The organism is Serratia marcescens, assembly GCF_006715005.1.
Taxonomy (GTDB): domain Bacteria; phylum Pseudomonadota; class Gammaproteobacteria; order Enterobacterales; family Enterobacteriaceae; genus Serratia; species Serratia montpellierensis.
Map to the genome: position 1 here is coordinate 818,378 of NZ_VFMJ01000001.1, position 19,778 is coordinate 838,155.

The 19,778-nt window shown below is 60.2% G+C and carries 22 protein-coding genes; 18 read left to right on the forward strand and 4 right to left on the reverse strand.

Features of this window, described 5'->3' with window-relative positions; all coding sequences use genetic code 11:
• Nucleotides 1-84 precede the first annotated feature (84 nt).
• From FHU12_RS03955 to hisP, 15 genes are all read left to right on the forward strand, one after another.
• Nucleotides 85-858 (forward strand): AraC family transcriptional regulator, encoded by a 774-nt coding sequence (locus tag FHU12_RS03955; protein WP_141967552.1) that lies wholly within the window; start codon nucleotides 85-87, stop codon nucleotides 856-858.
• Nucleotides 859-911: 53 nt separating this feature from the next.
• Nucleotides 912-2,033 carry a 4-phosphoerythronate dehydrogenase PdxB gene (pdxB, locus tag FHU12_RS03960; RefSeq protein ID WP_141967554.1) on the forward strand — a complete coding sequence of 374 codons (1,122 nt, stop codon included), beginning with the start codon at nucleotides 912-914 and terminating at the stop codon, nucleotides 2,031-2,033.
• Nucleotides 2,034-2,143: 110 nt separating this feature from the next.
• Nucleotides 2,144-3,154, forward strand: coding sequence for an aspartate-semialdehyde dehydrogenase (locus FHU12_RS03965; RefSeq protein ID WP_141967556.1), 1,011 nt, complete (start codon nucleotides 2,144-2,146; stop codon nucleotides 3,152-3,154).
• Nucleotides 3,154-3,975 carry a tRNA pseudouridine(38-40) synthase TruA gene (gene truA / locus FHU12_RS03970; protein ID WP_141967558.1) on the forward strand — a complete coding sequence of 274 codons (822 nt, stop codon included), beginning with the start codon at nucleotides 3,154-3,156 and terminating at the stop codon, nucleotides 3,973-3,975. Before FHU12_RS03965 ends, truA begins: the two co-directional genes overlap by 1 nt.
• A 78-nt stretch (nucleotides 3,976-4,053) precedes the next feature.
• Entirely contained in the window at nucleotides 4,054-4,716 is a 663-nt protein-coding gene (locus FHU12_RS03975) for a DedA family protein (protein ID WP_019453745.1), read from the forward strand.
• Between the two features lie 232 nt (nucleotides 4,717-4,948).
• Complete coding sequence (accD, locus tag FHU12_RS03980; protein WP_141967560.1) at nucleotides 4,949-5,857, forward strand: acetyl-CoA carboxylase, carboxyltransferase subunit beta; 909 nt, start codon at nucleotides 4,949-4,951, stop codon at nucleotides 5,855-5,857.
• Between the two features lie 191 nt (nucleotides 5,858-6,048).
• A complete protein-coding gene (gene folC / locus FHU12_RS03985; protein ID WP_141967562.1) occupies nucleotides 6,049-7,314 on the forward strand; it encodes a bifunctional tetrahydrofolate synthase/dihydrofolate synthase in 1,266 nt (421 codons plus the stop codon).
• Entirely contained in the window at nucleotides 7,315-8,064 is a 750-nt protein-coding gene (gene dedD / locus FHU12_RS03990; protein WP_141967564.1) for a cell division protein DedD, read from the forward strand. It begins immediately after the preceding gene.
• A 234-nt stretch (nucleotides 8,065-8,298) separates the two neighbouring features.
• Entirely contained in the window at nucleotides 8,299-8,799 is a 501-nt protein-coding gene (cvpA, locus tag FHU12_RS03995) for a colicin V production protein (protein WP_004936119.1), read from the forward strand.
• 21 nt (nucleotides 8,800-8,820) lie between these two features.
• Nucleotides 8,821-10,338, forward strand: coding sequence for an amidophosphoribosyltransferase (gene purF, locus FHU12_RS04000; RefSeq protein ID WP_141967566.1), 1,518 nt, complete (start codon nucleotides 8,821-8,823; stop codon nucleotides 10,336-10,338).
• A 131-nt stretch (nucleotides 10,339-10,469) separates the two neighbouring features.
• Nucleotides 10,470-11,042 (forward strand): UbiX family flavin prenyltransferase, encoded by a 573-nt coding sequence (locus FHU12_RS04005; protein ID WP_019453741.1) that lies wholly within the window; start codon nucleotides 10,470-10,472, stop codon nucleotides 11,040-11,042.
• A 303-nt stretch (nucleotides 11,043-11,345) separates the two neighbouring features.
• Nucleotides 11,346-12,128: a histidine ABC transporter substrate-binding protein HisJ gene (gene hisJ / locus FHU12_RS04010; protein ID WP_141967568.1), complete on the forward strand. Its 783-nt coding sequence runs from the start codon at nucleotides 11,346-11,348 to the stop codon at nucleotides 12,126-12,128.
• Nucleotides 12,129-12,210: 82 nt separating this feature from the next.
• Entirely contained in the window at nucleotides 12,211-12,897 is a 687-nt protein-coding gene (locus FHU12_RS04015) for a histidine ABC transporter permease HisQ (RefSeq protein WP_141967570.1), read from the forward strand.
• Nucleotides 12,894-13,598, forward strand: a complete 705-nt coding sequence (locus FHU12_RS04020) for an ABC transporter permease (RefSeq protein ID WP_087763411.1) — start codon at nucleotides 12,894-12,896, stop codon at nucleotides 13,596-13,598. The genes FHU12_RS04015 and FHU12_RS04020 overlap by 4 nt, the downstream gene beginning before the upstream one ends.
• 21 nt (nucleotides 13,599-13,619) lie before the next feature.
• Nucleotides 13,620-14,393, forward strand: a complete 774-nt coding sequence (gene hisP, locus FHU12_RS04025; protein WP_049200168.1) for a histidine ABC transporter ATP-binding protein HisP — start codon at nucleotides 13,620-13,622, stop codon at nucleotides 14,391-14,393.
• A gap of 7 nt (nucleotides 14,394-14,400) precedes the next feature.
• Here hisP and FHU12_RS04030 read toward each other — a convergent pair whose 3' ends face one another.
• From FHU12_RS04030 to yfcG, 3 genes are all read right to left on the reverse strand, one after another.
• Complete coding sequence (locus FHU12_RS04030) at nucleotides 14,401-15,315, reverse strand: TIGR01777 family oxidoreductase (RefSeq protein WP_141967572.1); 915 nt, start codon at nucleotides 15,313-15,315, stop codon at nucleotides 14,401-14,403.
• Nucleotides 15,316-15,331: 16 nt separating this feature from the next.
• Nucleotides 15,332-15,703 (reverse strand): dihydroneopterin triphosphate 2'-epimerase, encoded by a 372-nt coding sequence (gene folX / locus FHU12_RS04035; protein WP_063988979.1) that lies wholly within the window; start codon nucleotides 15,701-15,703, stop codon nucleotides 15,332-15,334.
• A gap of 111 nt (nucleotides 15,704-15,814) precedes the next feature.
• Nucleotides 15,815-16,444: a GSH-dependent disulfide bond oxidoreductase gene (gene yfcG / locus FHU12_RS04040; protein ID WP_141967573.1), complete on the reverse strand. Its 630-nt coding sequence runs from the start codon at nucleotides 16,442-16,444 to the stop codon at nucleotides 15,815-15,817.
• Between the two features lie 233 nt (nucleotides 16,445-16,677).
• On the opposite strand from yfcG, the gene yfcE reads away from it, so the two are divergent.
• Nucleotides 16,678-17,229 carry a phosphodiesterase gene (gene yfcE, locus FHU12_RS04045; protein WP_033653755.1) on the forward strand — a complete coding sequence of 184 codons (552 nt, stop codon included), beginning with the start codon at nucleotides 16,678-16,680 and terminating at the stop codon, nucleotides 17,227-17,229.
• Nucleotides 17,230-17,328: 99 nt separating this feature from the next.
• Nucleotides 17,329-17,874: an NUDIX hydrolase YfcD gene (gene yfcD / locus FHU12_RS04050; RefSeq protein WP_025303679.1), complete on the forward strand. Its 546-nt coding sequence runs from the start codon at nucleotides 17,329-17,331 to the stop codon at nucleotides 17,872-17,874.
• Nucleotides 17,875-17,928: 54 nt separating this feature from the next.
• Here the strand turns inward: yfcD and FHU12_RS04055 are convergent, their stop codons facing one another.
• Complete coding sequence (locus tag FHU12_RS04055; protein WP_141967575.1) at nucleotides 17,929-18,948, reverse strand: LacI family DNA-binding transcriptional regulator; 1,020 nt, start codon at nucleotides 18,946-18,948, stop codon at nucleotides 17,929-17,931.
• A 310-nt stretch (nucleotides 18,949-19,258) separates the two neighbouring features.
• On the opposite strand from FHU12_RS04055, the gene FHU12_RS04060 reads away from it, so the two are divergent.
• Entirely contained in the window at nucleotides 19,259-19,702 is a 444-nt protein-coding gene (locus FHU12_RS04060) for a PTS sugar transporter subunit IIA (RefSeq protein ID WP_025303677.1), read from the forward strand.
• Nucleotides 19,703-19,778: the final 76 nt, after the last annotated feature.

Genomic DNA, 19,778 nt, shown 5'->3' on the forward strand with positions numbered 1-19,778 from the left:
CTAGTCTACGCGTGTCCGGTTTATCATATATAGCGATATCCAGACAAAAATCGGCGTAAACAAGACAAATCACGGGACGAAACCATGCCAGAAATCCGCCATTTCCCTGAGTCGTTGATCCCGGCGCCCAACCCGGTGCAGTTCCGCTGCGAGGAGTTCAACGCGCGCACCGAATTTCAGCCGCACAGCCACACCTGGGGCCAGTTGATGTGGGTCAAAGCCGGGGTGATGGTGCTGCGCATCGGCGGGCAGCGCTTTCTGGCGCCGCCGGAGTTCGTGCTGTGGGCGCCGGCCGGCATCGAACACTCCTGTTATAACCAGCGGCTGGCGCAGTGCCGCATGGTGGACATCACGCCGGCGCTGTGCACCGGCATGCCGGCCGACCCCTGTCTGGTGAGCGTAACGCCGATCTTCCGCGCCATCGCCGAGGATTTCTATGCGCGCAAGCAGTACATTCCGCAGGCGGAGGAGGATTTGCGTCTGTGTCAGGTGCTGATCGACCAGCTGCGCCTGTCGCCGCGCCAGCAAACCTATCTGCCGTCGTCGGACGACAAATTTTTGGCGCCGGTGCTGGAAGCGCTGGAGCACTGCCCGGCGGACAACACCTCGCTGGCGGCGTGGGCGGCTCGGGTCTACACCACCGAGCGCACGCTGTCGCGCCGCTGTCAGCAGGATCTGGGCATGTCGTTCAGCGAATGGCGCCAGCGCCTGCGTTTTCTGCATGCCGTGTCGCTGCTCGAGCAGGGCAAGACCGTGCAGGACGTGGCGCTGGACGTCGGCTACAGCTCCGCGTCGGCGTTTATCGTCATGTTCCAGCAGATCGCCGGCACCACCCCTGAGCGCTTTCGCCGTGCCTGATTCAGTGGCACACTATTTCGCAGACAAATAGCCGTAAACCGTCGGAGAACGCAGTGAAAATTCTGGTTGATGAAAATATGCCGTACGCGGCCGAGCTGTTCAGCCGCCTGGGCGACGTGCAGGCGGTGCCGGGCCGCCCGATCCCGCGTGAGGCGCTGGCGGATGCCGATGCGCTGATGGTGCGTTCGGTCACCAAGGTCAATGAAGCGTTGCTGGCCGGCAGCCGCATCGGCTTTGTCGGTACCGCCACCGCCGGCACCGATCACGTCGATGACGCCTGGCTTCAACGGCAGGGCATTGGCTTTTCCGCCGCGCCGGGCTGCAACGCCATTGCGGTGGTCGAGTATGTGTTCTCTGCCTTGATGCTGCTGGCCGAACGCGATGGCTTCCATCTGCGGGATAAAACCGTCGGCATCATCGGCGTGGGCAACGTCGGTTCCCGCCTGGACGCGCGCCTCAAAGCGCTGGGTGTGCGCACGCTGCTGTGCGATCCGCCGCGCGCCGATCGCGGCGACGCCGGGGAGTTCTGGCCTTTGGAGAAGCTGGTGGCCGAGGCCGACGTGCTGACCTTCCATACGCCGTTGAATAAATCCGGCCCATACCATTCGCTGCATCTGGCGGACGCCGAGCTGTTGGCGGCGCTGCCGGACAACCGCATTCTGATCAACGCCTGCCGCGGGCCGGTGGTGGATAACGCCGCCTTGCTGCAGGCGCTGGAAAAGGGCAAAAAGCTGAGCACGGTGCTGGACGTGTGGGAACCGGAGCCGGATCTCTCCTTGCCGCTGCTGGCGCGGGTGGATATCGGTACCGCGCACATCGCCGGGTATACGCTGGAAGGCAAGGCGCGCGGCACCACTCAGGTGTTCGAAGCGTTCAGCCGCCATCTGGGGCAGCCGCAGCAGGTGGCGTTGGCCTCGCTGCTGCCGGTGCCGGAGTTCAGCCAGATTCGCCTCAACGGACCGCTGGATGAAGCGCGGTTAAAACGATTGATGCACTTGGTGTATGATGTGCGCCGCGATGATGCGCCGCTGCGCAAAGTCGCCGGGCAACCGGGCGAATTCGATCGCCTGCGCAAGCACTACCAGGAACGCCGCGAGTGGTCTTCGCTGGCCGTGCAATGCGATGACAGTGCCAGCGCCGAGCTGCTCGGCAAACTGGGCTTCAGCCTGGCGTAGCGCGTAAGGTTGTCTTAAGCCAACGTCGCTACAGTGAGCGGCAAAGATTATCGGGCGGTGGCTGCACTGCCCGTCTGCTTTTATGAATGAAATACTCTGGAGAAAACCCAATGTCTGACGGCTGGAATATCGCGCTGCTCGGCGCCACTGGCGCGGTAGGTGAAGCGTTGCTGGAATTGTTGCAGGAACGCCAGTTCCCGGTGGGTGAGCTCTATCCTCTGGCAAGCGAACGCAGCGCGGGTGCCAATGTGCGCTTCAACGGCAAGTCTCTTCTGGTGCAAAACGCCGAAGAGTTCGACTGGTCGCAGGCGCAGCTGGCCTTCTTCGTCGCCGGCAGCGAAGCTTCCGCACGCTATGCCGAAGAGGCCGGCAACATGGGCTGCCTGGTGATCGACACCAGCGGCCTGCTCGCCATGGAGCCGGATGTGCCGCTGGTGGTACCGGGCGTTAACCCGCAGGTGCTGGCGGATTACCGCAACCGCAATATCGTGGCGGTGGCTGACAGCATGGTCAGCCAGCTGCTGACGGCGATCAAACCGCTGACCGAACAGGCGGGGCTGTCGCGCCTGCACGTCACCACGCTGATGTCGGTATCGTCGCGCGGCAAGGTGGCGGTGGACGACTTGGCCGGCCAGAGCGCGCGTCTGCTGAACGGCATCCCGGCCGAGGAGGGCGTTTTCGGCAAGCAGCTGGCGTTCAACCTGTTGCCGCTTGTCGCCGACGAGCAGGGCAGCGTGCGCGAAGAACGCCTGATCGTCGATCAGGTGCGCAAGGTGCTGCAGGATGAAGGGCTGCCGATTTCGGTGAGCTGCGTTCAGTCGCCGGTGTTTTACGGCCACGCGCAGGTGGTGCACCTGGAAGCGCTGCGCCCGCTATCCGCCGAAGAGGCGCGCAGCGAGCTCGAAGAGGCCGAGGACATTCAGCTGAGCGAAGAGGACGATTACCCGACTCAGGTCACCGAAGCCTCCGGCAGCGATGTGCTCAGCATCGGGTGTCTGCGTAACGATTACGGCATCCCTGAGCTGCTGCAGTTCTGGACGGTGGCGGACAACGTGCGCTTCGGCGGCGCGCTGATGGCTATCGAAACCGCCGAGCGTCTGGTGCAGGAGCAGATGTACTGATGTCTGAGGTGGTCTCGCCCGCTCAGCCGACGCTGAAGATCGCGCTGGGCATCGAATATGACGGCAGCCGGTACTACGGCTGGCAGCGGCAGCAAGAAGTGGCCAGCGTGCAGGAACGCCTGGAGCAGGCGTTGAGCAAGGTGGCGGATGCGCCGATTACCGTGCTGTGCGCCGGGCGCACCGACGCCGGCGTCCACGCCACCGGGCAGGTGGTGCATTTCGAAACCACCGCGCGCCGCAAGGACGCCGCCTGGACGATGGGGGTGAACACCCATCTGCCGCCGGACATCGCGGTGCGCTGGGTGAGCCCCGTCGCCGACGATTTTCACGCGCGTTTCAGCGCCACCGCGCGCCGTTATCGCTATATTATTTTCAACCATCGCTACCGGCCGGCGGTGCTGCAACAGGGGGTGACGCACTTTTATCACCCGCTGGACGCCGAACGCATGCATCGGGCGGCGCAGGCGCTGCTGGGCGAGAATGACTTCACTTCGTTCCGCGCGGTGCAATGTCAGTCGCGCACCCCGTGGCGCTGCGTAAAACACGTTAAGGTTACGCGCTACGGCGAATATATTGTGGTAGATATCAAGGCGAATGCCTTCGTGCATCACATGGTTCGCAACATCGTCGGCAGCCTGATGGAGATCGGCTGCGGCAATCAGGATGAGAACTGGATGGCCGAGTTGCTGGCGCTGAAAGATCGCAATCTGGCGGCGGCGACGGCGCGAGCCGAGGGGCTGTATCTGGTTGCCGTGGATTATCCCGACCACTTTGGTCTGCCGCGGCCGCCGATGGGGCCGCTGTTTTTGCCCGACGATTAAACGCCGGCACGCCTGAAAGCGTCGCTCCCTTGTGCTTCTGCCGGGTGATTGAAACACCCGGCATCAATGAGAGAATTTATGGACATCATCAAGTTTATTATTGATTTCATTCTGCATATTGATGTGCACCTGGCCGAACTGGTCGCACAATACGGCATGTGGGTCTACGCTATTCTGTTCCTGATCCTGTTTTGCGAAACCGGTCTGGTGGTGACGCCGTTCCTGCCGGGGGATTCTTTGCTGTTTGTCGCCGGTGCGCTGGCGGCGTTGCCGACCAACGATCTGAACGTGCATACCATGGTGGCGTTGATGGTGGTGGCAGCGATCCTCGGCGATGCGGTGAACTATACTATCGGGCGGTTGTTCGGCGAAAAGCTGTTCAGCAACCCGAATTCGAAAATTTTCCGCCGCAGCTATCTGGACAAGACGCACCAGTTCTATGAGAAACACGGTGGGAAAACGATTATTCTGGCGCGATTCGTGCCGATCGTGCGTACTTTTGCGCCGTTCGTCGCCGGTATGGGGCATATGTCCTATCGCCACTTCGCCGCCTACAACGTGATTGGCGCACTGGTTTGGGTGCTGCTCTTCACTTATGCTGGCTACCTGTTCGGCGATCTGCCGGTGGTGCAGGAGAACCTGAAACTGCTGATCGTCGGGATCATCATCGTTTCGATTCTGCCGGGTGTGATTGAAATTTGGCGCCACAAGCGCGCGGCTGCCCGCCAGCAAAAACAGTAAAAACATCGCTTAACCTGTCGGTTCGACCAGTTTTTTGTCCACAGCGTCGGGCCGATATGGTTTAATGAGCGACATTATGGTCTGTTCCTGCGAACAACCCTGAAGCCGATGCCTCAGTCGCCGCGCTTGCCGCGCCGCGAACGGGCATTTTTTCATTGGGGTGTTTTCGGGGGGATTGTTAAAGCATGAACAGCGGACTGGCGTGTGCCAGGTTCAAACAGAAAGGTCATCGATGAGCTGGATTGAACGAATTCTTAACAAGAGCAATATCACACAAACCCGTAAGGCGAGCATTCCTGAAGGGGTCTGGACCAAATGCGACAGCTGCGGCCAGGTTCTCTACCGCGCCGAGCTGGAGCGTAATCTGGAAGTGTGTCCGAAGTGCGACCACCACATGCGTATGGGCGCGCGCGCGCGTCTGCATACCCTGCTGGACGAAGGCAGCGAAGTGGAGCTGGGCAGCGATCTGGAGCCGAAGGACGTTCTGAAATTCAAGGATTCCAAGCGCTATAAAGATCGCCTGGTCGCCGCACAGAAAGCGACCGGCGAGAAAGATGCGCTGGTGGTGATGAAGGGCACGCTGTACGGCATGCCGATCGTCGCGGCCTCCTTCGAATTCGCTTTCATCGGCGGCTCGATGTCTTCCGTGGTCGGCGCACGTTTCGTGCGTGCGGTTGAGCAGGCGCTGGAGGACAACTGTCCGCTGGTGTGCTTCTCCGCCAGCGGCGGCGCACGCATGCAGGAAGCGCTGATGTCGCTGATGCAGATGGCGAAAACCAGCGCGGCGTTGGCTAAGATGCAGGAGCGCGGCTTGCCGTACATCTCCGTGCTGACCGATCCGACCATGGGCGGCGTCTCCGCCAGCCTGGCGATGCTGGGCGACATCAACATCGCCGAGCCGAAAGCGCTGATCGGCTTTGCCGGCCCGCGCGTCATCGAGCAGACCGTGCGCGAGAAATTGCCACCGGGCTTCCAGCGCAGCGAGTTCCTGATCGAAAAAGGCGCGATCGACATGATCGTTCGCCGTCCGGAAATGCGCCAGACGTTGGCGAGCATTCTGTCCAAGCTGACCAACCAGCCGCAGCCGCATTTCGATGAGGTCGCGCCGGTCATTGAGCCGGAGCAGCAGGCCGACGCCTGAGGCAAAGACAGATCCCGCCCGGGTTCAGCCGCCACTTTGTGGCTAAGTGACGGCTGATGCCCGTTCCCTGCCAGCCGTAGCCTATCTCGCTGCGGTTTGCAGGCTGGCGGCGGTAACGAAGCGCATCGCCTTTACCGCGGTGAGGGTGGTGCCCTGATGGATTAATGAACCCAAGTTCAGTGATGGGACTCATGCAAAACCACCAAATTCCCCAAGCCACGTCGCCATTGAGCTCGTGGCTTTACTATCTGGAACGTCTGCACAGCCAGGCGATCGAACTCGGCCTTGAGCGCGTACAGCGCGTCGCGGCGCATCTGGATTTACTGACCCCCGCTCCCACGGTGTTCACCGTTGCCGGCACCAACGGCAAAGGCACCACCTGTCGCACCCTCGAAGCCATTCTGCTGGCCGCCGGCCTGCGCGTCGGTGTCTACAGTTCGCCGCATCTGGTGCGCTACACCGAACGCGTACGCATTCAGGGGGAAGAACTGAGCGAAGCGGAGCACAGCCGCTCGTTCGCTGCCATTGAAGCCGGCCGCGGCGAAACGTCGCTGACCTATTTCGAATTTGGCACCCTGTCGGCGCTGCAGCTGTTTAAACAGGCGCGGCTCGACGTGGTGATCCTGGAAGTGGGGCTGGGCGGGCGTCTTGACGCTACCAACATCGTCGAGCCGAGCGTGGCGGTGATCACCAGCATCGCGCTCGATCACACCGACTGGCTGGGTAACGATCGCGAAAGCATCGGCCGTGAAAAGGCCGGCATTTTCCGCAGCGGCAAGCCGGCGGTGGTGGGCGAACCCGACATGCCGGACAGCATTCGCCAGGTCGCCGAAACGCTGGGCGCGCCGCTGTATCGCCGCGGCGAAGTCTGGAGCTTCAGCGAGCAGGGCGATCGCTGGCAGTGGCAGGGCGGCGACACGCTGCTGACCGATCTGCCGACGCCGAACGTACCGCTGGCCAATGCCGCTACCGCGTTGGCGGCGCTGAACTGCTCCCCGCTGGAGATTGACGAACGCGCGATCTTCACCGGGCTGCAGCAGGCGACGCTGCCGGGGCGCTTCCAGATCGTGCGGCGGGAGCCGACGCTGATCCTCGACGTAGCGCACAACCCACACGCCGCCGGCTATCTGGCCGGGCGTCTGGCCAGGCTGCCGCGCGACGGCGGCAAGGTGCGCGCGGTGGTGGGCATGCTGTCGGACAAGGACATCGCCGGTACGCTGGCCTGCCTCAGCGAGCAGGTGGATGAATGGTACTGTGCGCCGCTTGACGGGCCGCGCGGCGCCAGCGTCGAACAGCTGGCGCAGCATCTGACGGAACCGCGCCGCTTTAATGATGTCGAAACTGCCTGGCGGCAGGCTATGCAGGATGCTGATAAACAGGATATTGTGATCGTCTGTGGATCGTTCCACACCGTGGCGCAGGTGATGGCGGCGTTAGACGAGATGCGGGGAGTGTGAGTGGCGAGTAAATTTCAGAACCGACTGGTCGGAACCGTGATTCTGGTGGCGCTGGGGGTAATCATCCTGCCAGGGCTGCTGGACGGCAAAAAGAAGCATTACGAGGATGAATTCGCGGCCATTCCTTTGGTGCCAAAGGCGGGCGACGTCGAAGAGAACGACGTGCTGCCACCGGTGACGCAGCCGTTGCCGGCGCAGCCGCCGGAAGGGGCGGGCGCGCTGGTCGAGCAGCAGGCGGCCAACGAAGCGGCAGCGCAACAGGCGGTGCAGCAGACTGCTCAGCAACCGACGCAGGTGGCACCGCCGCCGGTTGAAACGCGTCCTCAGCCGGTGCCGCAGCCCAAGCCGAAACCGGTGGAAACCAAACCGGCAGAAGTAAAACCGAAACCGGCACCGCAGCCGAAGCCAGTGGAAGTGAAACCGGTGCCGAAGCCAGAGCCGAAACCGGAACCGACGCCGAAACCTGAACCGGCACCGCAGCCGAAACCGGCGGAAGAAAAAGCGCCGGCCGGGCAAGCTTATGTCGTGCAGCTCGGGGCGTTGAAAAACGCCGCCAAGGCGAATGAGATTGTCGCCTCGCTGCGCCTCTCGGGCTATCGCGCCTTTACCGTGCCGTCAACGCCGGTGCAGGGGCAGATCACCCGCATCTACGTCGGCCCGGACGCGTCCAAGCAGAAGCTGCAGGCGGCGCTGCCGTCGCTGAACTCGATCAGCGGGCTGAGCGGGCAGGTGAAGCCGTACGGCCGTTAAACCCCGCAGGGGCGCAGCAGGATGCGCCCCTGAATTAAGGAGTGGTGGAGAGAAAGCGAGAAAAACCGCGCCTTTTACAGGCTAAATCACCTATGTAGGCGCGGCGATTGGGAATTTTTTAATCGCCGCTTTTTATTTGTAACGTGGTAGGAAATCCCCTACGCAAACGTTTTCTTTTTCTGTTAGAATTCGCCGCGAATTGGATGCAGGGGCGATTCATCATTGGAATAGTTCATGGTCTGGATTGATTACGTCATTATAGCGGTGATTGGATTTTCGGCTCTGGTGAGCCTGATCCGAGGGTTTGTTCGCGAAGCATTGTCACTTGTGACATGGGGATGTGCGTTTTTTGTTGCCAGCCATTTCTACTCTTACCTTGCGGTCTATTTCACTCGTTTTGAAGATGAACTGGTGCGAAATGGCATCGCGATCGCGATTTTGTTCATCGCGACCTTGATCGTAGGGGCTATTGTTAACTATGTGATTAGCTCACTGGTAGAGAAAACCGGGTTGTCGGGTACCGACCGCGTGTTGGGCATCTGCTTCGGCGCGCTGCGCGGCGTGTTGATCGTCGCGGCGATCCTGTTCTTCCTGGACACCTTTACCGGCTTCTCACAAAGCGCCGACTGGAAACAGTCGCAGCTCATTCCCCAGTTCAGTTACGTCATCAGGTGGTTCTTTGACTACCTGCAGAGCACGTCGAGTTTCTTGCCGACCCAATTGCCGGGGCGGTAGCGCTGATGAGGAAAAGACAACATGTGCGGTATTGTCGGTATCGCCGGTTTCATGCCGGTAAACCAGTCGATTTATGATGCGCTGACGGTGCTTCAGCACCGTGGCCAGGATGCCGCAGGCATCGTCACCATTGACGCCCACAACGGGTTCCGTTTGCGTAAAGCCAACGGCCTGGTGAAAGATGTGTTTGAGGCGCGCCATATGCAACGCTTGCAGGGCAACATGGGCATTGGCCATGTGCGTTACCCGACGGCCGGCAGCTCGAGCGCCTCTGAGGCCCAGCCGTTCTACGTCAACTCGCCGTTCGGCATTACGCTGGCCCACAACGGTAACCTGACCAACGCCCATGAGCTGCGCCAAAATCTGTTCGAAAGCGGCCGTCGCCATGTCAACACCACCTCCGACTCGGAAATCCTGCTGAACGTGCTGGCCAGCGAACTGGATCGCTTCCCGCACTATCCGCTGGAGGCCGACAACATCTTTACCGCGGTCGCTGCCATGCATCAGCAACTGCGCGGCGCTTACGCCTGCGTGGCGATGATCATCGGCCACGGCCTGCTGGCGTTCCGCGACCCGAACGGCATTCGCCCGCTGGTGATCGGCAAGCGCACGCTGGAGGATGGCCGCAGCGAGTACATGGTGGCTTCCGAGAGCGTGGCGCTGGATACCCTGGGCTTTGAGTTCCTGCGCGACGTGGCGCCGGGCGAAGCGGTGTACATCACCACCAAGGGCCAGCTGTTCACCCGCCAGTGCGCAGAGAACCCGAAAACCAACCCGTGCCTGTTCGAATACGTTTATTTCGCGCGCCCGGACTCCTTTATGGACAAAATCTCGGTCTACAGCGCCCGCGTGCGCATGGGCCAGAAGCTGGGCGAGAAGATCGCCCGCGAGTGGGAAGATCTGGACATCGACGTGGTGATCCCGATTCCTGAAACCTCCTGCGATATCGCGCTGGAGATCGCGCGTATTCTCGAGAAGCCATACCGCCAGGGCTTCGTGAAAAACCGCTACGTTGGCCGCACCTTTATCATGCCGGGCCAGCAGGCGCGTCGTCAGTCGGTACGTCGCAAGCTGAACGCCAACCGTGCCGAGTTCCGCGACAAGAACGTGTTGCTGGTGGATGACTCCATCGTGCGCGGCACGACCTCTGAGCAAATCGTCGAGATGGCGCGCGAAGCGGGCGCCAAACGTGTGTATCTGGCTTCTGCCGCGCCGGAAGTGCGTTTCCCTAACGTCTACGGCATCGACATGCCGAGCGCCAACGAACTGATCGCCCACGGGCGTGAAGTGGATGAAATCCGTCAGATCATCGGCGCCGACGGGCTGATTTTCCAGGACCTGGACGATCTGATCGAGGCGGTGCGCGAAGAGAACCCGGACATCGTCCAGTTCGAATGCTCGGTATTCAACGGCATCTACGTGACCAAAGACGTCGACCAAAGCTATCTGGAATACCTGGAGTCGTTGCGCAGCGACGATGCCAAGGCGATGCGGGTGCAAACCGAAGCGGAAAATCTGGAACTGCACAACGAAGGCTAACGGTCTGCGTTGATCCCTCAAGGTGCATCGCCGCGTCTGCGGCGGTGCACCTTGTTCCTCTGACTTGCTTATCCCTCGCCATTGCGGCAAAGTCTGCCTGATCTTACTTTTTACGGCAGAGGCCATTCTTCATGAAACGACTCATCATCGGCATTTCCGGCGCCAGCGGCGCCATCTACGGCGTGCGCCTGTTACAGGTTTTGCGCGACGTCGCAGAGGTGGAAACCCATCTGGTGATGAGTAATGCTGCAAGACAGACGCTGGCGCTGGAAACGCCGTACAGCCTACGGGAAGTGCAGGCGCTGGCCGACGTGGTACACGATGCGCGCGACATCGCCGCCGGCATCTCCTCGGGCTCCTTCAAAACGTTGGGCATGGCGATCCTGCCTTGTTCGATCAAAACCCTGTCCGGCATCGTTAACAGCTACAGTGACGGATTGCTGACCCGCGCCGCCGATGTGGTGCTCAAAGAGCGCCGCCGTTTGGTCTTGTGCGTGCGTGAAACGCCGTTGCATCTTGGTCATTTGCGGCTGATGACGCAGGCGGCGGAGATGGGCGCGGTGATCATGCCGCCGGTGCCGGCGTTTTACCACCAACCGAAAAGCGTGGAAGACATCATCGATCAAACCGTCAATCGGGTGATCGACCAGTTTGATATCGAGCTGCCTACCGATCTGTTCACCCGTTGGCAGGGTGCTAATTAACAGTTTTATCCCTAAATTGGTACATTTGTGCAACACCGCACTGAATTGGGGCGGTGTATGCGCCATAATGATCCCACTTCATCACGTTCACTGTTTCATGGCGCCGTCCTGTTGCGGCAGCCAGTGGCGCGGCCCCGATCGGCCGATTTAATTTTGCGGTTATCGTCCCAGGAAACAGTATTGTGAAGGCCGGAGCCGTTCCCTCCGCCCGTAGCACCTAATGTGGCACGATTACTGCAAATTGATTTGGTGGGGAAAGTAATGCCCGTAGTGGCATCAAAAAAATCAATTTGAGGGTAATTTATGAAAAAGCGGGTTTTGATTTTGCCGTTAGTTCTGGCTTTGAGCGCCGCCAGCAGCGCCTTTGCCGCCATTCCTTCCACGCTGAAGATTGGCACCGATCCGACATACGCACCGTTTGAATCTAAAAATGCCAAAGGCGAATTGGTCGGCTTTGACATCGATTTGGCCAAAGAGCTGTGCAAACGCATCAATACCCAATGCACCTTCGTGGAGAGCGACTTCGACGCGCTGATCCCATCCCTCAAGGCGAAGAAAATCGACGCCATCATCTCTTCGCTGTCCATCACTGACAAACGCCAGCAGGAAATTGCTTTTACCGACAAGCTGTATGCCGCCAACGCGCGTCTGATCGCACCGAAGGGCTCCAAGCTGTTGCCGACCGCCGAAGCGCTGAAAGGCAAGAGCGTGGGCGTGCTGCAGGGCACCACTCAGGAAGCCTATGCCAACGCTATGTGGCAGCCGAAGGGGGTCACCGTCGTGCCTTACCAGAACCAGGATCTGGCCTATGCTGACCTGGCCTCCGGCCGCATCGACGCCGCTTTCCAGGATGAAGTGGCGGGCAGCGACGGCTTCCTGAAACAGCCGCCGGGCAAAGACTATGCGTTCGCCGGCGAATCGGTGAAGGATGACAAGTTCTTCGGCGTCGGCACCGGCATGGGGCTGCGCAAGACCGATACCGAGCTGAAAGCGGCGCTGGACAAGGCCTTCGCCGAGATGCGTAAAGACGGCACCTACGATAAATACGCGAAAAAGTACTTCGACTTTGACGTCTACGGCGGGTAATCCGCTTCCCGTTCCATGTTGTGACTGCGGGGCCGGTGCGCCGGCCCCGATGGTTCGGATCCTAGACCACAGGGTGAAGTAGATGCTGCAAGGCTATTCCCAACTGATTTTCGAGGGGGCTCTGGTGACGCTGGAGCTGGCCCTCAGTTCCGTGGTGCTGGCGGTGGTGATCGGTTTGATCGGCGCCGGTGGCAAACTGTCTCATAACCCCTTTATCTCCGGTCTGTTCGGCGCTTATACCACGCTGATCCGCGGCGTGCCCGATCTGGTGCTGATGCTGCTCATCTTTTACGGCCTGCAAATCGCGCTGAACAACATCACCACGCTGCTGGGCTTCTCGCAGATTGATATCGATCCGCTCGGCGCCGGTATCATGACCCTTGGCTTTATCTACGGCGCTTACTTCACTGAGACCTTCCGCGGCGCCTATCTGGCGGTGCCGAAAGGGCAGATCGAAGCGGCAACGGCCTATGGCTTCAGCGGCGCGCAGATCTTCCGGCGCATTCTGTTCCCGGCGATGATGCGCTTTGCCTTGCCGGGTATCGGCAATAACTGGCAGGTGATCCTGAAGGCGACGGCGCTGGTGTCGATCCTTGGCCTGAACGACGTGGTGAAAGCCACGCAGTTGGCGGGGAAAGGCACCTATCAGCCGTTCTTCTTCGCCATTGTGGCCGGCGTGGTGTACCTGATCTTCACTACCGTTTCCAACGGCGTGCTGCTGTGGCTCGAACGGCGTTACTCGCTGGGCGTCAAGAGGGCTGAGTTATGATCGATATCCTGCAACAGTATTGGCAGTCGCTGCTGTGGAGCGACGGCTACCGTTTCACCGGCGTGGCGGTCACGCTGTGGCTGCTGATCGCCTCGGTGGTGATGGGCGGGCTGCTGGCGATCCCGATGGCGGTGGCACGCGTCTCTTCCATTCGTTGGGTGCGTTTCCCGGTGTGGCTCTATACCTACGTGTTTCGCGGTACGCCGCTGTACGTGCAGCTGCTGGTGTTCTACTCCGGCATGTACAGCCTTGAGATCGTGCGCGGCAGCGAGTTTCTCAACGCGTTTTTCCGCAGCGGGCTCAACTGCACCATCCTGGCGCTGACGCTCAACACCTGCGCCTACACCACCGAGATCTTCGCCGGGGCCATCCGCTCGGTGCCGCACGGTGAAATTGAGGCCGCCAACGCCTACGGTTTCTCGCGCTTCAAGATGTATCGCTGCATCATTTTACCTTCGGCGCTGCGCACCGCGCTGCCGGCTTACAGCAACGAAGTGATCCTGATGTTGCACTCCACCGCGCTGGCGTTTACCGCCACCGTGCCGGATCTGCTGAAAATCGCACGCGACATCAACGCCGCGACCTATCAGCCTTTCTACGCCTTCGGCATCGCGGCGGTGCTGTACCTGATCATCTCCTACGTGTTAATCAGCCTGTTCCGCAAGGCTGAAAGACGCTGGATGGCACACGTTAGTCACTGATAAATGACGGGAAGAAAAACCATGTCTGAGAATAAATTAGCCGTCACGGAACTGCACAAACGCTATGGCGACCACGAAGTGCTGAAGGGCGTCTCGCTGGCGGCCAACGCCGGGGATGTGATCAGCATCATCGGCTCCTCCGGCTCCGGCAAAAGCACCTTTCTGCGCTGCATCAACTTCCTCGAGAAGCCGAGCGAAGGTTCGATCAGCCTGAACAACGAAGACATTCGCATGGTGCGTGACAAAGACGGCCAGCTGAAGGTGTTCGACAAGAAGCAGCTGCAGCTGCTGCGCACCCGCCTGACCATGGTGTTCCAGCATTTCAACCTGTGGAGCCACATGACGGTGCTGGAGAACGTGATGGAGGCGCCGGTGCAGGTGCTGGGGCTGAGCAAGGCCGAAGCGCACGATCGCGCGGTGCGCTATCTGGATAAGGTGGGCATCGATGAGCGGGCGCGCGGCAAATACCCGGTGCACCTGTCGGGCGGGCAGCAGCAGCGCGTCTCCATTGCCCGCGCGCTGGCGATGGAGCCGGAAGTGCTGCTGTTTGACGAACCGACGTCGGCGCTGGATCCCGAGCTGGTGGGCGAGGTGCTGCGCATCATGCAGAAGCTGGCGGAAGAGGGAAAAACCATGGTGGTGGTGACGCATGAAATGGAATTTGCGCGCCACGTTTCCAACCACGTGATCTTCCTGCACAAAGGGTTGATCGAAGAGCAGGGGCCGCCGGCCGAGCTGTTCGGCAACCCCAAAAGCCCGCGCCTGCAGCAGTTCCTGTCCGGCGCGTTGAAGTAACGTCAGATCAGCGGGCTTCGGCCCGCTGATTAATCACGTCATCCAGCGCCTGTTCCAATTCCAGATAGCGGAAGTGGAAGCCGGCTTCTTCCAGCCGCTTCGGCACTGCCCGCTGGCCGCCGAGCACCAGCACCGCCGCTTCCCCCATCAACAAACGCATGACGAACGCCGGCACCCGCAGAAACGCCGGGCGATCGAGCACGTTGGCCAATTGGGCGGCGAACTGCTCGTTATGCACCGGGTAGGGAGCGACCATGTTGAACGGGCCGGTCAGCGTGGCGTGATCCAGCAGATAAATAATGCCGTTGACCATGTCGTCGAGATGGATCCACGGCAGATATTGGCGGCCGTCGCCGATCGGGCCGCCCAGCCCGAAGCGGAACGGCGGCAGCATTTTGGCCAGTGCGCCGCCTTGTGGCGCCAGCACCACGCCGGTGCGCAGCAGGCAGACGCGGGTGGCATCGCTCTGCGCCTGCAGCGCCAGCGCTTCCCAGCGTTGGCACAGCTGGTGGGTGAATTCGTCATGCGGCGGCTCCTCTTCGGTGACCACCGCCTGTCCCTGATCGCCGTAGTAGCCGACGGCGGAACCGGAAATCAGCACGCCGGGCGGCGTACTGCCGGCCTTGATAAGCTGCGCCAACCGTTCGGTCAGATCCAAACGGCTGCGGCACAGGCGCTCTTTCTGCTGCGCGCTCCAGCGCTTGTCGGCGATAGGTTCGCCGGCCAAATTGATCACCGCATCGAAGTCATCCAGCGACTGCCGGTCGTCCAGGGTTTGCCAATAGCTTGGCTGGTCGCCCAGCCTGGCCCGGGCTCGCCGTTCGTCTCGCGTCAGCACCGTAATGTGGTGAGAAAGCGCCAGCAGCCTGGCCGTCAGGCTGCTGCCTATCAATCCCGTTGCGCCGGTGATCAGGATCCGCATGGTCGACCTCCCTGAGTTAGTCCCGGCGGTAGCTCATGGTCATGGAAACCGAGTCGGCGTAGCGCAGGGCCAGAAGTTTATCTATCTCCACTTCAGCATAGGTCACCCAGGCGTGTTCTTTTACGATGTCGAGCACATCCTGCGTTAATTTTTCCAGCAACGCGAAACGGTTATCTTCCACATGGCGGATGATCGCTTTGGTGATAGTGCGGTAGTTGAGGGCATCGGCGATGTCTTCGCTGTTGCGCGCCTTGTCCGCCGGGTAATGGATCGCCACGTTGATCAGAACGTCCTGTCGGTTGTTGATTTCTTCTTCCTTGATACCGATGAACGTGCGCAGCCGCAGATTTTTAATGCGAATAACGGCGTCGGGTTGACTGAAAGACATCAGAGATTCTCCATAGGTCTGATTATTAGCGTTCAGAATACACGGAAAGTAAGGAAAAGATAACGTGGGGACGATGTGACTCCCCGGCCGACGGGGAGTCGGGGAAGGCGCTTAGCCTTGTTCGGCCACTTTGTAGGCGCGCTCGGTCGCCGGGCGGTTGCTGATACGCTCGAACCAGTTGCGCACCGCCGGGTAATCTGCCAGATCGATGCGTTGGCGCGGATGTGACACCACCCACGGGTAGGTGGCGATATCGGCGATGCTGTAGTTGTCGCCGCCCAGGTACGGGTGTTTTTGCAGTTCAGCTTCCAGCACGCCGTACAGCCGCTTGGTTTCCAGATGGTAACGCTCGATGGCGTAAGGCACCGGCTGCGGCGCGTAGTGGTTAAAGTGGTGATTCTGCCCGAGCATCGGCCCGAAACCGGCCACCTGCCAGAACAGCCACTGCAGGGTGGCGGCGCGTTCGCGCAGGCCCTTGCTCAACAGCTTGCCGGTTTTCTCCGCCAGATACAGCAGAATTTCCCCGGACTCGAACAGGCTGATTGGCGCGCCGCCGTCCACCGGTTGCTGATCGACGATCGCCGGGATTTTGTTGTTGGGAGAAATGCTCAGAAAGTCCGGTTTGAACTGCTCGCCGGCGCTGATGTTTACGCGATGGATACGGTAGGGTAAGCCGACCTCTTCCAAAAACAAGGTGATCTTGTGACCATTGGGAGTAGGCGCGTAATACAGGTCAATCATGTTGCCTCCTGCGGTAAGGTGATCTGTAATTCATTACACGTTGCTGCGGTCTTCGCCGCGCACAAAGGTATATCAGAGATCCAACAATAGCAGCTAAGGATAGCAGGCTATGTGGGATTCGTCCGATGCTATCTGCTCGGTTGGATCACAATTCTCCACCGGGGCGGGCGGCGGTTTGCCGCACGGCGTCGGCGCGGTAAAATGGCGCTTATTTCCCTCTATAGGACAAGGTTATGAAGCTGATGTTCGCCTCAGATATTCACGGATCGCTGCCTGCTACCGAACGCGTGCTGGAATTGTTCGCACAAAACGGCGCCGACTGGTTGATTCTTCTGGGTGATTTGCTGAATCACGGCCCGCGCAACGCGCTGCCGGCCGGGTATCAGCCCGCTCAGGTTGCCGAACGATTGAATCGCTATAGCGACAAGATCATCGCCGTTCGCGGCAATTGCGACAGCGAGGTCGATCAGATGCTGTTGACGTTTCCCATCGAGGCGCCCTGGCAACAGGTTTTACTGCAAAAAAGACGATTGTTTTTGACCCACGGTCACCTTTATCATCCCTCGGCACTGCCGCCGTTATCCCGCGGTGACGTCCTGGCCTACGGCCATACGCATCTGCCGCAGGCGGAGCGGCAGGGTGAGATCTATTGCTTCAATCCGGGCTCGGTCAGCATCCCCAAAGGGGGCTTTCCGGCCAGCTACGGCATGTTGGATAGGGGCACTTTGAGCGTGCTGACGCTCGACGACGGCAAGGTCGTCGCGGAGGTGGCGTTAACACGCTAAACGCACTAATTTATACACACACAATAAAAATCTTTGAAAAACACTCATTGATTAACCAGCGCGCGGGATGCATCGCGCCAAAATAGAAGGTTTTAGAGGATGGCGGAACAGGGTCAGGCTGCAGATACCGAATGGGTTGATATCGTCGACGAGCAAAACGAGGTGATTGCTCAATCCAGTCGTCAACAGATGCGGGCGGAGCGGCTGCGCCATCGTGCTACCTATATTGTGGTGCATGATGGGATGGGAAAAATTCTGGTGCAGCGTCGCACCGAGATCAAGGACTTCTACCCGGGCTGGCTGGACGCGACGGCGGGTGGCGTAGTGCAAAGCGGTGAAAACGTGCTGGATTCGGCGCGTCGCGAGGCGGAAGAGGAGCTGGGCATCGCCGGCGTGCCTTTCGCCGAGCACGGTCTGTTCTACTTCGAAGAAGATCAGTGCCGGGTGTGGGGGGCGCTGTTCAGCTGCGTATCGCACGGCCCGTTCGCGCTGCAGGAAGAAGAAGTGGCCGAGGTATGCTGGCTGACGCCGGAAGAGATCACTGCGCGTTGCGACGAGTTTACCCCGGATTCGCTGAAGGCGCTGTCGCTGTGGCTGACGCGCAACAACGAACAGGATTACGGTAAGCCGCTCGATAACCACTGAGACGCCAACGCGTGAGAAAGCCGGTCATTGACCGGCTTTTTTTATGGCGCGGATTCAGCAGCTGTCGCGGCGGCACAGCGTGGCGGGCAGGGTGCCTTCCGGCAGCCAGGGCTGCTCGTTCAGGCGCGCCAGCAGCGCCTGGCCGGCCTGAATGCCGATATCGCGATGCGGAATGGTCATGGTGGTCAGCGGCGGCTGGCACACCCGGCTGAACTCGCTGTTGCCGAACCCCACCACCGCCAGATTGTCCGGCACCTTGATGCGCCGCCGCTGGCATTCATACAGCGCGCCGCCGGCCAGTTCGTCCGAGGCGCACACCAGCGCGTCCAGCTCCGGCCAGGCGAGCAAGAATTCCGGCAGCTGCTGCGCGCCGGTGCTGAAGCTGGCGGTCTGCGCGGCGTTGATGACCCGATGCGGCGACATATGGTTGCGCAGCAGCGCTTTGTGCCAGCCCTGCAGGTGCTGCTGGAAAATCCACTGTTCCTGGTTGGCGCACAGCAGCCCGATATTCTGGTAGCCGCTGGCGATCACCGTTTGCGTCAGCTGATACATCGCCGCCACGTAATCGATGCCGATGCTCATGTCGATCGGATCGGCGCGCACGGCACCGATCTCCACCACCGGAATGTTGGCGGCGATGAGCGCGTTGCGGGCATTTTGCGAATGCTCGACGCTGAGCAGCACCGCCGCCGCCAGGTTGTAAGAAAGCAGGGTCTCCAGCAGTTTTTCTTCGCGTTCGAGGTGATGCTGCGATTCCGCCAGCATGATGTGATAACCGGCCGGCTGCAGCACTTTCTGCAGGCCGGCGAACATCTCGGCGCAGCCGGATTCGGACAGGCTGGGCACCACCATGGCGATGGTGTAAGAGGACGCTGACGCCAGCGAGCTGGCGGCCAGATTGGGCAGGTAACCCAGTTCGTTTACCGCCGCGTCGATCTTCTCGCGCAGTTTGTCTGAAACCTGCTCCGGCGTGCGCAGCGCGCGCGACACCGTCATGGTGCCGACGCCCGCCAGCTGCGCTACGTCAGCCAACGTCACCCTGCCTGTGCTGCGTCGTTTTTTACCGATCGACATGCCTAATCCCGACTGAAATGCGCGAGCGGCGCATAAAAATGGTGAGGGTGGGAAGCCGACGGCGCGGCTTCGACGATCCCCGTATGCGGCACATTCTACCCCGTTACCCGAAAGAGCGAGAAAAAATTGTGGTTAACGCCATGCCGCCACGCGGTGTTTTGATAGCGCTATCACAGATCCGCATGATAGCGCTTTGGTAGCGCTATCTTTGTGATATCCATCACTGTGTCGCCGAGAGGGGTTGATTAAAGTTTTACCGTCGTCGGTGAATTAATCACCGGCCGAAACCATCAACGTTTGAGAGGGTAATGTGCTGAAAGAGTGGCTGACCGCCGATCATATACAGCTGTGCGAACGGGTGGAGGACTGGCGCCAGGCGGTCACGCTGAGCGCGCAGCCGCTGCTGCAAGGCGGCGTGATTACGCCGAATTACCTGACGGCTATCTTTCATCAGCAGGAGAAGCTCGGCCCTTACTTCGTCCTGGCGCCGGGCATCGCGATGCCGCACGCCAGGCCGGAGGAGGGCGCCAACGCGCTGGGGCTGTCGCTGTTGAAGATCCATCAGGGCGTGAATTTCCATTCCGCGGATAACGATCCGGTTCAGGTGGTGGTGATGCTTTCGGCGCCCGACGGCAACAGCCACATTGAAATGATTTCGCAATTGGCGGAATTATTTTCAGATAACTCGGCGATGGAGGCGTTATTTCACGCCACAGATAAACGGCAAATTGAGGATATTATCGCCCGCTATTAACGTTTAATCACCAGGAACACGATTAATGCTAACAACGCCGGGAATATGACCGGCGGCGCTACCCTACACGCTAAAT

Excerpts from the sequence above, each read along its gene's own strand:
- FHU12_RS03955 (WP_141967552.1), top strand. The coding sequence starts at position 85 with ATGCCAGAAATCCGCCATTTCCCTGAGTCGTTGATCCCGGCGCCCAAC.
- FHU12_RS03965 (WP_141967556.1), top strand. The coding sequence starts at position 2,144 with ATGTCTGACGGCTGGAATATCGCGCTGCTCGGCGCCACTGGCGCGGTA.
- truA (WP_141967558.1), top strand. The coding sequence starts at position 3,154 with ATGTCTGAGGTGGTCTCGCCCGCTCAGCCGACGCTGAAGATCGCGCTG.
- FHU12_RS03975 (WP_019453745.1), top strand. The coding sequence starts at position 4,054 with ATGGACATCATCAAGTTTATTATTGATTTCATTCTGCATATTGATGTG.
- accD (WP_141967560.1), top strand. The coding sequence starts at position 4,949 with ATGAGCTGGATTGAACGAATTCTTAACAAGAGCAATATCACACAAACC.
- folC (WP_141967562.1), top strand. The coding sequence starts at position 6,049 with ATGCAAAACCACCAAATTCCCCAAGCCACGTCGCCATTGAGCTCGTGG.
- cvpA (WP_004936119.1), top strand. The coding sequence starts at position 8,299 with ATGGTCTGGATTGATTACGTCATTATAGCGGTGATTGGATTTTCGGCT.
- purF (WP_141967566.1), top strand. The coding sequence starts at position 8,821 with ATGTGCGGTATTGTCGGTATCGCCGGTTTCATGCCGGTAAACCAGTCG.
- FHU12_RS04005 (WP_019453741.1), top strand. The coding sequence starts at position 10,470 with ATGAAACGACTCATCATCGGCATTTCCGGCGCCAGCGGCGCCATCTAC.
- hisJ (WP_141967568.1), top strand. The coding sequence starts at position 11,346 with ATGAAAAAGCGGGTTTTGATTTTGCCGTTAGTTCTGGCTTTGAGCGCC.
- FHU12_RS04015 (WP_141967570.1), top strand. The coding sequence starts at position 12,211 with ATGCTGCAAGGCTATTCCCAACTGATTTTCGAGGGGGCTCTGGTGACG.
- FHU12_RS04020 (WP_087763411.1), top strand. The coding sequence starts at position 12,894 with ATGATCGATATCCTGCAACAGTATTGGCAGTCGCTGCTGTGGAGCGAC.
- hisP (WP_049200168.1), top strand. The coding sequence starts at position 13,620 with ATGTCTGAGAATAAATTAGCCGTCACGGAACTGCACAAACGCTATGGC.
- FHU12_RS04030 (WP_141967572.1), bottom strand. The coding sequence starts at position 15,315 with ATGCGGATCCTGATCACCGGCGCAACGGGATTGATAGGCAGCAGCCTG.
- folX (WP_063988979.1), bottom strand. The coding sequence starts at position 15,703 with ATGTCTTTCAGTCAACCCGACGCCGTTATTCGCATTAAAAATCTGCGG.
- yfcG (WP_141967573.1), bottom strand. The coding sequence starts at position 16,444 with ATGATTGACCTGTATTACGCGCCTACTCCCAATGGTCACAAGATCACC.
- yfcE (WP_033653755.1), top strand. The coding sequence starts at position 16,678 with ATGAAGCTGATGTTCGCCTCAGATATTCACGGATCGCTGCCTGCTACC.
- yfcD (WP_025303679.1), top strand. The coding sequence starts at position 17,329 with ATGGCGGAACAGGGTCAGGCTGCAGATACCGAATGGGTTGATATCGTC.
- FHU12_RS04055 (WP_141967575.1), bottom strand. The coding sequence starts at position 18,948 with ATGTCGATCGGTAAAAAACGACGCAGCACAGGCAGGGTGACGTTGGCT.